A 12,376-nucleotide genomic window follows, 5' to 3' on the forward strand; every position below is an offset into this window, starting at 1 on the left:
GCCGACTGTGGGCTGGCCGGTGCGTGATCAGCAGTAACACAGCCTAGTTGCGACGGCTGTGAGATGCACCCGATGTTCCGGTACGCACTGGGCTTCTCTACTCCGCGATCCACGACTCGGTCGCATCGTCGCGCCGGTGCCGCAAGGGCGGCCCGGGCGAGACCTGGACGCCCTCAGCGCGTGCTGCGGCGGAGACGGCGGAGCGCAGGTCTGACCAGAACTCGGAAGTGTTGGGAACGCCCAGATGCTCGCGGATCCTCTCCACCTGCAGACGGGTCCCGTTCTCATCGTCGACCACCCGCACGATCGCGTCATCCGGTTCGACGAATCGGATACCGTAGCCTCCGCTCGCGAGCGGGGTGAACTTGCGTGGCTGCTGACGCACGACCCCGTCGACGATCTCCCTCGCCGTGGCCTCAGACGTCTGCAGCACCAGCGTCGCGCCCAGTTCCTCGAGTATCCCGGTGAGGCGGTCGGCCGCGTGACGCTGCCCTGCTCTGCCGCCGGCGGCGCCGGTGGAGCGACGGACCCAGCGGGGAAGGAGGATCGCGAGCACGATGATCGCGCCGATCGCGGCGATGTAGATGAGCGGATTGTCCACGGATACAACCTACGTGCACCTCGTCCCCGAGGCCTTGGAGGAATTTAGCTCCAGTGCTACATTCGGGGCATGACGATCATCCGCGGTGTCCGTGCTCAGCTCCGTCGGCGACTCCTGATCACCTATCGGGTCGAGCCGCAGGTCGCCGCCTCCTTGCTGCCCACGGGATTCCGCCCGCAGATCGTCGACGGGTCTGCGGTGGCCGGCGTGTGCGTGCTGGGGCTGGAGTCGATCCGACCGAGCTGGGCGCGGCGCCGGTGGGGTCTGCGCTCCGAGAACGCCGCCCACCGGGTCGCCGTCGAGTGGGACACCGCGGATGGCGTGCAGAAAGGCGTCTTCATCGTCGGTCGGCACAGCTCGGCGTGGCATCCGGTCATCTTCGGCGGACGGTTGTTCCCGGGGGTGCATCGCCGAGCGAGGTTCGAGATCGAGGAGGGGGATGATCGCTACGCGGTCACGATGGATGCCGGCGAGCACAGTCTCTGCGCGGATGTCGAGGTGGGAGGCGCATGGTCGAGCTCTCTCTTCGCCTCGATCGACGAGGCCTCGGACTTCTATCGCGCCGGCAGGCTCGGCTGGTCGGCGGCGCGGGGAGGGCGCAGCGTCGAATCGGTCGCGCTCACCACCGACGCGTGGAGGGTCGAGAACGCACACCTGCACAGCGTGAGCTCGTCGTTCTTCGACGCTCTTCCCGCCGGCTCAGCGGTGTTCGACAGTGTCGTCGTGATGCGCGATCTTCCGCTGACGCTGTCGGACGTGCGCGAGTCCCGGATCGACGCGGTGCTCAGCCCAGCAGGAACATGATGAGGATCAGCACGGGCAGGCAGCCGAGAGTGGTCAGGAATACGGTGTCGCGCGAGATCGTCTCGCCGATGTCGTAGCGCTGCGAGTAGTTGAAGACGTTCTGTGCGGTGGGGAGCGCGGCGAGGATCACGACGATCAGCACCTCGGCCGGCGAGAGCCCGAAGACGAACTCGGCCACCACCCACGCGATCAGCGGCATCGCGATGAGCTTGAGCGAGGTGGCGAGGATGATGTCCCGCCGGTGGCCGGGGGCGCCGAGCACGCGCTGGCCGTGCAGGGAGATGCCGTAGCTGATCAGCAGAACCGGCACGGCGGCATCGGCGATCAGCTGAGCCGGCTCCATGATGATGGGCGGCACTGTGAGGCCCAGCACCGAGATGAGCGTGCCGAGGAGCGACGCGATGATGATGGGATTCGTCGCCGTGCGCACGAGCGTCTTTCGCAGCGAGACGCGATCGCTCGTGACGGCGTCGAGGATCGTCAGCGAGATCGGGGTGAACACCAGCAGCTGCATGAGCACCACCGGTGCGGGGTACGCGGCGCTGCCGAGAAGGTAGAGCGACAACGGGATGCCGATGTTGTTCGAGTTGACCTGCCCCGCCGACAGCGCTCCGATCAGGGTCTCTCCGACCGGACGCTTCCACCAGAGCCGCGCGATGAGTGTGTAGATCCCGATGATCGCGACGGCCGCGATCGCCGACACGGGCAGCAGCGAGGAGAAGAGCATCTTCGCATCGGCGTGGGCGAGCACGGTGAAGAGCAGGAACGGCGACAGCACGAAGAAGATCAGACGCCCGAGCACGTGCCGGGCGTGCGGTCCGAGCAGGTCGATCCGACCGAGCACATAGCCGAGTGCGATCGCGACTCCCACGACGGCGAATCCGGTGAGCGTCTCGAGCATGGTTCGAGCGTATCCAGCCCGGACGCACGTCGTCGCCACCGGCACGGTCCGCGCGCGGGAGTCCGCCGTAGCAGTCGGAGTGGGCCCGCGTCAATGGATGAGCTCCGATCAGCGTCAAGACGGGGTGCGGCCATACGCTGAGAACACGACGAGCAGCATCTGCCGCTCTCCGTCGGTCGAACCAGACGGTGCCCTCGAGTTCTCTCGGTCTTGAGCGCCCACATGGGGGTGGGTGCGCTTGCGGACCTTCTCATCGACTGCTCCGGTCCCCCCGTTCGGGCGCGGGGGACCGGAACCAACTCCCTCGGGAGTGGCCGCTACTTCAGGCGGAGCATCCTCTGCACGGCCTTCACGCCGGCGTTCGCGCTGCGGGCGCGCATCGCGGACTCGAGCTCCTCGAGCGATTCCTTCGTGTCCACCCGGGGCTCGCCGAGGTAGAGGTCGCGGAACACGAGATACCAGAAGTCGCTCAGCATGAGTCGATAGAGATCGTTGAGCGCGCGGTCGGTGAGGAACTCGAAGAGCTCCACATGGGCTTCGATCCATCCCTCGCCCGTTTCGACGGACCGGATGGCGTCGGCGATCAGTTCGCACGCGATGGCGAGATCCGCCTCGGACAGCGCAAGCGCGGCCTCACGGATGATCTCCCCGCCCTGAGAGGCGGCGAACTCGCGGGTGATGCGGGACCGCTCGTCGGTGATGTCGGTGACCATCGAGTAGCGGTTCGCGTGGACCTCCATCAGACCGGCGCGCGCCAGTCGCTGCACGGCCTCTCGGACGGGGGTGCGGGTGACTCCCAGATCGTCTGCGATCGCCTTGTCGCTCAGTTTCGCGCCAGGCGCGTAGGTGCCGTCGGCGATCGACGTCGCGAGTCGACGAAAGAGCTCTTCAGCTCCGAGGTTCCGCTGCGCCCCAGGCACAACGGGCAGTTCAGGTCCCATATCGGTATATTACGACGCATAGGTATGGCGGGGCTGTCCGCCGAGCGAATGCGTGTTTGACCTGCGGCCCGTGCACCTGCTCGACGCATCGAGACGGTCGTCCTGAGACGTGTCGTCTCGTGGCTGGAGCGCGTGACGACAGGCACAGAACCAGCAGCCCAGGGGAGCGGAGCAGACACCGACTCTCACCGGAAAAAGCGGAAACCCCCGCCATGTAGAAGCTAGGCGAGGGTTCCTAAGGTGACTGTAATGATCACCCTGTGGCTCCGACGGGCGTCGATCCCGTGACCTCACGATTTTCAGTCGTGCGCTCTACCAACTGAGCTACAGAGCCATGCGACCGGCTAGACCTGTCGCATCTAGACGAAAGGCCCTTCTCGAAGAAAAGGGCCCGTCGCTTAGAGCGACCCTGACGGGACTTGAACCCGCGACCTCCGCCGTGACAGGGCGGCACGCTAACCAACTGCGCTACAGGGCCATACTTGTTTTCAATTGTACCGGAAGGAGTGACCCCAACGGGATTCGAACCCGTGCTACCGCCGTGAAAGGGCGGCGTCCTAGGCCGCTAAACGATGGGGCCGAAGTCTGTCCCGGAGGACTTCCTTGCCGACGCTCAAGCATAAGGGAAGATCTGAGCAAAACGCGAATCGAGGGCGAGCCTGCTGTCTCCCGGGCGTGTTCAGGAGGACGATGGACTCACATCGCTGTGCCCTCTCCCGCTGTCCGCCCCCTGGTGCGGATGTGAAAGAAGTTGTTAGTGTGGCAGCTGTGAAACCGGCGAAAGGGGCCGTGTGAACGACCATCACTCCACGTCGGATGCTGCTGCGGCGGCGTCCGACGACTGCGGCTGCGCGCCGACCCCTGCGGAGAGCCGCGCGTTCTGGAAGGACCATTCGGTCACCCGTCGCAGCGCCCTCACGTTCGGCGCGCTCAGCGTCGTCGCCCTCAGCGCCTTCGGCGTCTCCTCAGGAGTGACCGCCGCGTACGCCGCCTCGTACCCCAGCTGGGACGACGTGCAGAACGCCATGAACAACGAGTCCGCGAAGGCAGCGGAGGTCACGCGCATCGAGGGACTCATCCAGTCGCTCAAGCAGCGGGTGGCGGATGCGCAGGCCAAGGCCGTGCTCGCGGGCGAGGAGTACAACGCCGCGCAGCTCGCCTACTTCGACGCCATCGCCGTCGCGGAGGAGCTCCAGTCGAAGGCCGATGAGCAGGCCGTCGCCGCCGATGACGCCACGAAGAAGGCGGCCCAGCTCGCGGCGCAGCTGTATCGCAACGGCGGCGACGACACCGCCCTCGAGCTGTTCTTCGCCGGCTCGGCCGACAACGCCGACCAGCTGCTCTCGCGTCTCGGCACGATGGACAAGGTCTATCAGTACAACCAGACCGTGCACGACAACGCGGTCGCTGCCCGCAACTCGGCCCAGCAGCTCACCGATCAGGCTGTCGTCGCCCGCACGGAGCGCGATCGCCTGCAGCAGATCGCCGAGCAGAAGATGATCGAGGCTCAGGCCGCTGCGGACGCCGCTCAGGCTGCGCTCGACGAGCAGTCGGCGAACCTCGCGACGATGCAGGCACAGCTCTCAGCCCTGAAAGACGCCACGGCGACGACCGTGGCCGGGTACAAGGAGGGCGTGCGCGTCGCGGAGGAGGAGCGCAAGCGTCGCGAAGCGGCCGAGGCCGCGGCAGCCGCCGCAGGCAACGGCGGCGGAGGAGGTGGCGGCGGAGGCGTCGGCGGCTCGCCGGGTTCCGGCGGCTGGGTTCGACCGCACGGAGGACACCGGAGCGCCGGATTCGGCCCCCGGCCCAAGCCCTGCGCAGCCTGCTCCGGCTACCACTACGGCGTCGACCTCGCGAACGGGTGCGGCGCGGCGATCTATGCGGCGCAGTCCGGAACCGTCGACTACGCCGGTCCGCGCGGCAACTACGGCAACTACATCCGCATCCAGCACGGTGGGGGAGTCTCCTCCGGCTATGCCCACATCAGGGACGGCGGCTTCGCCGTCCGCAGCGGGTCATGGGTCAACTCCGGTCAGGTCATCGCCTACGCGGGCAACACCGGAGCATCCGTCGGCTGCCACCTGCACTTCGAGGTGTACATCAACGGGAGGTACACCAACCCGATCACGTTCCTCGCAGATCGCGGCGTCTCGGTCTGAGAACGACCACAACGAGAAGACCCCCGGCCGCTGAGCGGAACCGGGGGTCTTCTCGTCGGAGCCTGGGGTCAGTGACCCTGCTCGCCGAAGCGGACGATCGCCTCGTCGAGGATGCGCTGCGCCTCTGCGGCGTCGCCCCATGCGTCGACCTTGACCCACTTGTTGGGCTCGAGGTCCTTGTAGTGCTCGAAGAAGTGCTCGATCTCCTTCTTGGTGTACTCGGCGACGTCGCCGATGTCCTGGATGTGGGCCCAACGGGGGTCCTTCGACAGCACGGCGACGAGCTTGTCGTCTCCGCCGGCCTCGTCGCTCATCTTGAGCACGGCGACCGGGCGCACCTCGACGACGACGCCGGGGTAGATGGCGTGGTCGAGGAGCACGAGAACGTCGAGCGGGTCGCCGTCCTCGCCGAGGGTGTTGTCGAAGTAGCCGTAGTCGGCGGGGTACCCGAAGGTCGTGTAGAGCACGCGGTCGAGGTGCACTCGTCCGGTCTCGTGGTCGACCTCGTACTTCACGCGGCTGCCGCGCGGGATCTCGATGACGGCGTCGTGTGCGCCCATGCGTGTGCTCCTCAGAAATGACGGTTGGATGCCGCGCACTAGCCTAGCCGGGCCGTCGACGGGTGCTGTCAGCGTTCGGCGGGCGGGGCGATGCCGAGCAGTGCATCCTGGACGGCCGCCGTGCGGTCGCGGATGGCGGCAGCCACCGCGGCGACCGCGGGCTGGCGCAGCGAGTCCGGACGCAGCACCATCCAGTAGGGCAGGCGCTCGGCGAAGTCGTCGGGGAGGAGCCGCACCAGATCGGCGTGGCCGTCGGCCAGGAAGCACGGAAGGAAGCCGATCCCCGCGCCGGCGCGTGTGGCCTCGACATGGACGAAGACGTTGGTGGAGCTGAGCGAATCCGGCATCCCCGGCACGAGTCGTCGAGGAGCATCCAGATCGTCGACCTGGAGCATCGAATCGACGAAGTAGACCAGTGGATGCCTGCTCAGCTCATGGGAGTCGCCGGGCGTCCCGTGCTCGTCCAGGTACCCGTGCGACGCGTACATGCCCAAGGTGTAGAAGCCGAGTCGGATGGCCTCGGCGCGGTGCACCTGCGGTTCTCCGACCACCACTTCCAAGTCCAGCCCGGAACGGTACTGCAGAGCCCGCCGGGTGACGTTGACGATCTCGACGCTGAGTCTCGGATACTTTCGCCGCAGCTGCGCGACCGCGGGCGCGATGATGAACGCACTGAACCCGTCGGTGGCGGAGATCCGCACGACCCCGGCTATCTGATCGGACTCGGCTTCTCCTTCATGGATCGTCGCCACCGCCGTCTCCACGTCCTCGGCAGCGCGCACCGCCCGACGCCCGAGGTCTGTCAGCTCCCACCCTCCCGAGCTGCGGGCGAGGACCCGCCCGCCGAGGACTCTCTCCAATGCGGCGATGCGTCGCGAGACTGTCGTGTGATTCAGCCCCAGGCTCTGGCCGGCAGTAGTGAAGCGACCGGTGCGCGACACGGCGAGAAGGATGAGGAGATCGTCGGCGTGCGGCTCGGAGGTACTCGGGGAAGATGTCACATCTGCAATTGTGCACTCCGTCTCTGCTCGACTGGTCATTGGCGCACAGAGCCGGGCGTGCACATACTGGCGAGGGCCGCCCGCAGACGGGATACCGGCCCGCCAGGCAGCCGTCGACGAGGACGCTGCAGAACACGAAGGAGTGCATTCATGGGCGTCGAGCAACCGGTCGACTCGCAGGTCGAGACCCGAACATCCGGGCTGAAGAAGATCGTGGCCGCCTCGATGGTGGGCACGGTGGTGGAGTGGTACGAGTTCTTCCTCTACGCCACCGCCGCATCGCTCGTCTTCGGCACCTTCTTCTTCCCCAACGCCGGCACCGAGCTCGACGGCATCATCGCCGCATTCCTGACCTACGCGGTCGGATTCATCGCCCGTCCGCTCGGCGGCATCGTGTTCGGCCAGATCGGCGACAAGCTCGGCCGCAAGCACACCCTGCAGATCACCATCATCCTCGTCGGGGTCGCGACCTTCCTGATGGGGTGCCTGCCCGGCTTCGATTCGATCGGCTACTGGGCGCCGGCGCTGCTCGTGCTCCTGCGATTCATCCAGGGGTTCGCCGTCGGCGGTGAATGGGGCGGTGCCGTGCTGCTGGTCGCCGAGCAGAGCCCCGACAGGTCTCGCGCGTTCTGGTCGAGCTGGCCCCAGGCCGCCGTCCCGGTGGGCAACCTGCTGGCGACCCTGGTGCTGCTCGGCATGTCCTGGGCGCTTCCCGCCGACCAGTTCCTGAGCTGGGGATGGCGCGTGGCGTTCTGGGTCTCGGCGATCGTCGTCGTCATCGGCTATTACATCCGCCGGCACGTCAGCGAGGCGCCCATCTTCCTCGAGGCCCGCGCACAGGTCGAGGCCGACAAGGCCGTGAGTTACGGAGTGCTCGAGGTCGTGCGCAAGTACCCGCGGGGCATCTTCGGAGCCATGGGCCTGCGCTTCGCGGAGAACATCCTGTACTACATCATCGTCTCGTTCACGATCGTGTACCTGAAGACGGTGCACGCCTACGACACGAGTCAGCTGCTGCTGGCGCTTCTGGTCGCGCACGCCATCCATTTCGTCGTGATCCCGCAGGTCGGCCGGCTCTCGGACGCCTGGGGACGCAAGCCCGTCTACCTCGCCGGCGCGGTGCTCGGAGCCAGCTGGGCGTTCTTCGCATTCCCGATGTTCGACACCCAGAACCCGTTCGTGATCATCGCGGCGGTCACGATCGGTCTGTGCTTCCACGCGCTCATGTATGCGGGGCAGCCGGCGATCATGGCCGAGATGTTCCCGACCCGCATGCGCTATTCCGGCGTCTCCCTGGGGTACCAGGTCACCTCGATCGTCGCGGGCTCGCTCGCGCCGATCATCGCCACGGCCCTGCTGCAGGACTTCGGCTCGTGGCTGCCGGTGGCGATCTACGTCGCGGCAGCTTGCGCCGTCACCGCGGTCGCGGTGGTCACCCTCAAGGAGACCCGCGGGGTGTCCCTGCACGACATCGATGACGCGGATGCACGCAAGCACGGGCTGAACACTCCCCGGGTGAGCGCGGCATGACCGAGCGAAGCATCGAGAGGCCGGGTGGGGCCGGTCTGTCGCTGAGCGGCCGCCGAGCCCTGGTGACGGGAGGCGCCAGCGGGATCGGCCTGGCGGTCGTGCGAGCATTGGCCGCGCGTGGCGCTCACGTCGTGGTCGCAGACAAGGATCGCGCGCAGTGCGAGGCCGCCGCGGCCGAGGTCGGAGGCTCGAGCTGGGTGGTCGATCTGCTGGAGCCGGCCGCCGTCACCGACGACCGGCTGGCCGACGTGCTGGCCGGTGTCGACATCCTGGTGAACAACGCCGGGATCCAGCACATCAGCCCGATCCAGGATTTCGATCCCGAGGACTTCCGACGGATCGTGACCCTCATGTTGGAGGTTCCGTTCCTGCTGATCCGCGCGGCTCTGCCGGAGATGTACGCGAACGGGTTCGGCCGCATCGTGAACGTCTCATCGGTGCACGGACTGCGCGCATCGCCCTACAAGTCCGCCTACGTCGCGGCCAAGCACGGGCTGGAGGGACTGTCGAAGGCCACCGCGCTCGAAGGAGGGGAGCACGGCGTCACCAGCAACTGCGTCAACCCCGGCTACGTGCGCACGGCGCTGGTCGAGAAGCAGCTGTCCGACCAGGCGCGTGTGCACGGCATCCCTGAAGCCGAGGTGCTGGCGAAGATCATGCTGACCGAAAGCGCGATCAAGCGCCTGATCGAGCCCGACGAGGTGGCATCGCTGGTCGCCTGGCTGGCGAGCGACGAGGCGTCGATGGTCACCGGGGCGAGCTATGCGATGGACGGCGGCTGGTCGGCGCGATGAGGAACGATCCGCGTCCAGAGCCGATCCAGGAGCGATGACAGAGGTCCGGTGAGCCAGAGCAGCAGCAGGGCGAGGTACCCCACCCCTCCGAGGCTGATCGCCAGCAGCATCGCCACCGCCGAGAGCAGGATCGAGGCGATGTCGGCGGCGGCACCGTGACGGATGCGGGAGGGCGGCGTCTTCGTCAGGTCAGGGTGCCGCAGCAGATAGATGCGCGCGCCGAGCGTGGTGATCTGCGTGGCGATGAGCGTGCCGATGTAGAGGACCACCTGCAGCGGGTCGGTGTCCATCTGACCGAGCATCGCCGTAGGCACCGGCAGCCAGACGATCGTCGCCATCCAGGCCACGTTGAGCCAGAGAAGCGGGCTCGTGATCCGCGTGACCTCGTCGTACTGTCGGTGGTGCCCCATCCAGAAATTGGCGATGAGGACGAAACTCAGCCCGAAGCTCAGCAGCTGTCCTGCATGCTCCTGCAAGAACTCGGCGGTGCCCAGACCTCCGGCGGCGGCCTCGGACACGGACTCCATCAGCGGCAGGATCAGCAGCGTCATCGCGATGGCGACGACCGCGTCGACGAACGCCTTGAATCGTTCGGTCCTGAACCGCAGCACGTGATCCGTCACGGCGCCAGGCTAGAGCGCGATGCCCGTCCAGCGCGAGCGCTGTGCGGTGATCCGTCCCCGTGATCTACCGTTGGTCTGTGCCGTCGCTCTCTCCCGTCATCGCCGAGATCCGCCTCGCCGTGCGCACCGCGCTCGCCGATCTGCCCGAGGGGTCGACAGTCGTCGTCGCTCTCTCCGGGGGAGCGGACTCCCTCGCGCTCGCCGCGGCGACCGCTTTCGAGGCGCCCAAGCTCGGGCTTCGGGTGGGCACGCTCACCGTCGACCATGGGCTGCAGAACGGGTCGGATGCCGTCGCCGCGCGCACTGCGAGAGCGGCGGCCGCGCTGGGGCTCGACGCGCTGGTCGTGCGCGTGGAGGTCGGCGCTGACGGAGGCCCTGAGGCAGCGGCGCGAGACGCGCGGTACCGGGTGCTGAAGGACGCCGCGACGGATGCCGGTGCGGCGGCCGTGATCCTCGGGCATACGCTCGACGACCAGGCCGAGACGGTGCTGCTCGGTCTCGCACGCGGATCCGGCGCCGCGAGCCTGCAGGGGATGGCTCCCGTGCGAGAGGACGATGACGGACTGCGCTGGGTGCGCCCGATGCTCGGGGTGCGGCGCGAGACCACACGAGCGTTCTGCGCGGAGTCCGATCTCGAGGTCTGGGACGACCCGCACAACACAGATGATCGGTTCGCCCGGGTGCGGGTGCGCGACCGGGTCCTTCCCGTGCTCGAGACCGAGCTCGGCCCCGGCATCGCCGAGGCGCTCGCGCGCACCGCCGAGCAGCTGCGCGAAGACGCCGAGGCGTTCGACGAGATGATCCACGAGACGATCGAGGACATCGTCGAGCACGCCGAGGCGGGGATCTCCGTGAGCGTCGCCGCACTCGCCGCGAACCCCGCCGCTCTCCGCAACCGCATCATCCGACTCGTGGTCGACAGCGAGTTCGGCGTGAGCCTGACCCGATCGCAGACCCTCGAGGTCGCTCGTCTGGCGATCGACTGGTCGGGTCAGGGGCCCATCGATCTGCCGGGGTGCTCGGCGGCTCGAGCGGGCGGCCGCATCGTGTTCACCGCGCGCTGAGCCGCGGCATCCCACTCCTCGCGGAGACGGAGAACCCCCGCGGTCGCCTCCTCAGGAGGGGGCCGCAGGGGTGTCGTCCGGCAGGCTGGCGGGGGCTACTTCTTTCCGCCCAGCAGGCCGCCGAGGATGTCTCCGATTCCGCCGCCGCCGGACGAGCTTCCGCCGCCGAGGATGCCGCCGAGGATGTCTCCGATTCCGCCGCCGCCCGTGGAGCCGCCGCCGAGGATGCCGCCGATGACGTCACCGATTCCGCCGCCGCCCGACTGCGACTCTGCAGGCGCGGACTTCGCGGACTTGTCCTTGGTGGCGTTGGCGATCAGGCCCATCACGATCGGAGCGAGGATCGGAAGGAGCTTGCCGAAGTCGATGCCGGCGGTCTCCTTCGATTCGGTGAGCTTCTGGGTGACCTTCTGCTCGTCGTCGCCGAGGATGTGCGAGACGATCTTGCCGCCGTCGGTCTGATCGATGTCGTCGACCTTCGCCGCACCGGTCCGTCCCTCGTGGCGCTTGAGCGCGTTCTCGATCGCGGAGGAGCCCTCAGCGGTCGAGGCGTTCTTGGCGAGGCCGCCGAGCAGCACCGCTCCGCCCTGTTCGACCGCCTCCTTGGCGACGTCGGGGGAGACTCCGAGCTTCGCGGCGATGTCGTCGATCGGGACCTGCTTCAGGATGTCGTCGAGAGCCATGGGTGAATCCTTCCGTCCGGGGCGTCCGCCCGTCACACCGTCAGAGTAGTGGGGATGCCGGCGCGCATCCGGAATTCTGGTCGACGATCTGCGGATGCTGTGCAGGACCATGGTGATGCGTCGCCTAAAATCGATCCATGCGCGCCGCGGAGATCCAGGACGACCTTGCTCAGATCCTCGTCACAGAGGAGGAGATCATCGCGAAGCTCGATGAGCTCGCGGCCCAGGTGGCGATCGATTACGAGGGCAAGGAGATCATCCTCGTCGGCGTGCTCAAGGGCGCGGTCATGGTCATGGCCGACTTCGCCCGCGCGCTTCCGTTCCACGCTCCGATGGACTGGATGGCCGTCTCGAGCTACGGTGCGAGCACCAAGTCGAGTGGTGTCGTGCAGATCCGCAAGGACCTCGACACCGACCTGAACGGCAAGCACGTGCTGATCGTCGAGGACATCATCGACTCGGGTCTGACCCTCAGCTGGCTGCTCGAGAACTTCGAGTCGCGCGGTGCGGAGTCCATCGAGGTGCTCGCCCTCCTCCGCAAGCCCGAGGCCGCGAAGGTGGTCATCGACTGCAAGTACGTCGGCTTCGACATCCCGACCGACTTCGTGGTCGGCTACGGCCTCGACTACGACGAGCGCTACCGCAACCTGCGCGATGTGGCCGTGCTGGCCCCGCACGTCTACAGCTGAGCGGACGCTCCAGCGCACCCGCTACG

Annotated in this window: 13 protein-coding genes and 3 tRNA genes; 6 read left to right on the top strand and 10 right to left on the bottom strand. The window is 67.5% G+C overall.

Annotation, left to right across the window (positions count from 1 at the left end):
* Nucleotides 1–97 precede the first annotated feature (97 nt).
* Nucleotides 98–601 carry a hypothetical protein gene (locus tag ACIPV5_RS05215; RefSeq protein ID WP_400340186.1) on the bottom strand — a complete coding sequence of 168 codons (504 nt, stop codon included), beginning with the start codon at nt 599–601 and terminating at the stop codon, nt 98–100.
* Nucleotides 602–670: 69 nt separating this feature from the next.
* Here ACIPV5_RS05215 and ACIPV5_RS05220 point away from each other — a divergent pair, with 69 nt between their 5' ends.
* The gene (locus ACIPV5_RS05220) at nt 671–1,405 is read left to right on the top strand and encodes a DUF2071 domain-containing protein (RefSeq protein WP_400340188.1); all 735 of its coding nucleotides are present in this window, start codon (nt 671–673) and stop codon (nt 1,403–1,405) included.
* Here the strand turns inward: ACIPV5_RS05220 and ACIPV5_RS05225 are convergent.
* The 5 genes from ACIPV5_RS05225 to ACIPV5_RS05245 all read right to left on the bottom strand — a co-directional run bounded on the left by ACIPV5_RS05225 (nt 1,386) and on the right by ACIPV5_RS05245 (nt 3,827).
* Nucleotides 1,386–2,306: an AEC family transporter gene (locus ACIPV5_RS05225; RefSeq protein ID WP_285365312.1), complete on the bottom strand. Its 921-nt coding sequence runs from the start codon at nt 2,304–2,306 to the stop codon at nt 1,386–1,388. The two genes, ACIPV5_RS05220 and ACIPV5_RS05225, sit on opposite strands and share 20 nt — an antisense overlap.
* A gap of 317 nt (nt 2,307–2,623) precedes the next feature.
* On the bottom strand, nt 2,624–3,247 hold the full coding sequence (locus ACIPV5_RS05230; RefSeq protein WP_082297981.1) for a GntR family transcriptional regulator: 624 nt from the start codon (nt 3,245–3,247) through the stop codon (nt 2,624–2,626).
* A gap of 261 nt (nt 3,248–3,508) precedes the next feature.
* A tRNA-Phe gene (locus tag ACIPV5_RS05235) sits at nt 3,509–3,581 on the bottom strand.
* Between the two features lie 70 nt (nt 3,582–3,651).
* A tRNA-Asp gene (locus ACIPV5_RS05240) sits at nt 3,652–3,725 on the bottom strand.
* A gap of 29 nt (nt 3,726–3,754) precedes the next feature.
* Nucleotides 3,755–3,827: transfer RNA gene (locus tag ACIPV5_RS05245), tRNA-Glu, on the bottom strand.
* Between the two features lie 211 nt (nt 3,828–4,038).
* Here ACIPV5_RS05245 and ACIPV5_RS05250 point away from each other — a divergent pair.
* Nucleotides 4,039–5,406, top strand: a complete 1,368-nt coding sequence (locus ACIPV5_RS05250; RefSeq protein WP_400340190.1) for a peptidoglycan DD-metalloendopeptidase family protein — start codon at nt 4,039–4,041, stop codon at nt 5,404–5,406.
* Between the two features lie 68 nt (nt 5,407–5,474).
* Here the strand turns inward: ACIPV5_RS05250 and ACIPV5_RS05255 are convergent, their stop codons facing one another.
* Together ACIPV5_RS05255 and ACIPV5_RS05260 are read right to left on the bottom strand one after the other, a co-directional pair.
* The gene (locus ACIPV5_RS05255; RefSeq protein WP_053098719.1) at nt 5,475–5,966 is read right to left on the bottom strand and encodes an inorganic diphosphatase; all 492 of its coding nucleotides are present in this window, start codon (nt 5,964–5,966) and stop codon (nt 5,475–5,477) included.
* 68 nt (nt 5,967–6,034) lie between these two features.
* On the bottom strand, nt 6,035–7,006 hold the full coding sequence (locus ACIPV5_RS05260) for a LysR family transcriptional regulator (RefSeq protein ID WP_400340191.1): 972 nt from the start codon (nt 7,004–7,006) through the stop codon (nt 6,035–6,037).
* A gap of 111 nt (nt 7,007–7,117) precedes the next feature.
* Between ACIPV5_RS05260 and ACIPV5_RS05265 the strand changes: the two genes are divergently transcribed.
* Nucleotides 7,118–8,497, top strand: a complete 1,380-nt coding sequence (locus ACIPV5_RS05265) for an MFS transporter (protein WP_056276751.1) — start codon at nt 7,118–7,120, stop codon at nt 8,495–8,497.
* A complete protein-coding gene (locus ACIPV5_RS05270) occupies nt 8,494–9,291 on the top strand; it encodes a 3-hydroxybutyrate dehydrogenase (protein ID WP_400340193.1) in 798 nt (265 codons plus the stop codon). The genes ACIPV5_RS05265 and ACIPV5_RS05270 overlap by 4 nt, the downstream gene beginning before the upstream one ends.
* On the opposite strand, the gene ACIPV5_RS05275 is transcribed toward ACIPV5_RS05270, so the two are convergent.
* Nucleotides 9,258–9,914 carry a TMEM175 family protein gene (locus ACIPV5_RS05275; RefSeq protein WP_400340195.1) on the bottom strand — a complete coding sequence of 219 codons (657 nt, stop codon included), beginning with the start codon at nt 9,912–9,914 and terminating at the stop codon, nt 9,258–9,260. The genes ACIPV5_RS05270 and ACIPV5_RS05275 overlap by 34 nt on opposite strands.
* A 77-nt stretch (nt 9,915–9,991) precedes the next feature.
* Between ACIPV5_RS05275 and tilS the strand changes: the two genes are divergently transcribed.
* Nucleotides 9,992–10,978 carry a tRNA lysidine(34) synthetase TilS gene (gene tilS, locus ACIPV5_RS05280; protein ID WP_400340197.1) on the top strand — a complete coding sequence of 329 codons (987 nt, stop codon included), beginning with the start codon at nt 9,992–9,994 and terminating at the stop codon, nt 10,976–10,978.
* Between the two features lie 95 nt (nt 10,979–11,073).
* Here the strand turns inward: tilS and ACIPV5_RS05285 are convergent, their stop codons facing one another.
* A complete protein-coding gene (locus ACIPV5_RS05285) occupies nt 11,074–11,661 on the bottom strand; it encodes a DUF937 domain-containing protein (RefSeq protein ID WP_056276759.1) in 588 nt (195 codons plus the stop codon).
* A gap of 137 nt (nt 11,662–11,798) precedes the next feature.
* Between ACIPV5_RS05285 and hpt the strand changes: the two genes are divergently transcribed.
* Nucleotides 11,799–12,350 (top strand): hypoxanthine phosphoribosyltransferase, encoded by a 552-nt coding sequence (gene hpt / locus ACIPV5_RS05290; RefSeq protein WP_053098725.1) that lies wholly within the window; start codon nt 11,799–11,801, stop codon nt 12,348–12,350.
* The last annotated feature ends 26 nt before the right edge of the window (nt 12,351–12,376 follow it).

The organism is Microbacterium sp. NPDC090014, from assembly GCF_044748285.1.
GTDB lineage: Bacteria > Actinomycetota > Actinomycetes > Actinomycetales > Microbacteriaceae > Microbacterium.

Bases quoted from the DNA above. Each gene is read 5' to 3' on its own strand.
- ACIPV5_RS05220 (WP_400340188.1), top strand. From the start codon at position 671: ATGACGATCATCCGCGGTGTCCGTGCTCAGCTCCGTCGGCGACTCCTG.
- ACIPV5_RS05225 (WP_285365312.1), bottom strand. From the start codon at position 2,306: ATGCTCGAGACGCTCACCGGATTCGCCGTCGTGGGAGTCGCGATCGCA.
- ACIPV5_RS05230 (WP_082297981.1), bottom strand. From the start codon at position 3,247: ATGGGACCTGAACTGCCCGTTGTGCCTGGGGCGCAGCGGAACCTCGGA.
- ACIPV5_RS05255 (WP_053098719.1), bottom strand. From the start codon at position 5,966: ATGGGCGCACACGACGCCGTCATCGAGATCCCGCGCGGCAGCCGCGTG.
- ACIPV5_RS05260 (WP_400340191.1), bottom strand. From the start codon at position 7,006: ATGACCAGTCGAGCAGAGACGGAGTGCACAATTGCAGATGTGACATCT.
- ACIPV5_RS05265 (WP_056276751.1), top strand. From the start codon at position 7,118: ATGGGCGTCGAGCAACCGGTCGACTCGCAGGTCGAGACCCGAACATCC.
- ACIPV5_RS05270 (WP_400340193.1), top strand. From the start codon at position 8,494: ATGACCGAGCGAAGCATCGAGAGGCCGGGTGGGGCCGGTCTGTCGCTG.
- ACIPV5_RS05285 (WP_056276759.1), bottom strand. From the start codon at position 11,661: ATGGCTCTCGACGACATCCTGAAGCAGGTCCCGATCGACGACATCGCC.
- hpt (WP_053098725.1), top strand. From the start codon at position 11,799: ATGCGCGCCGCGGAGATCCAGGACGACCTTGCTCAGATCCTCGTCACA.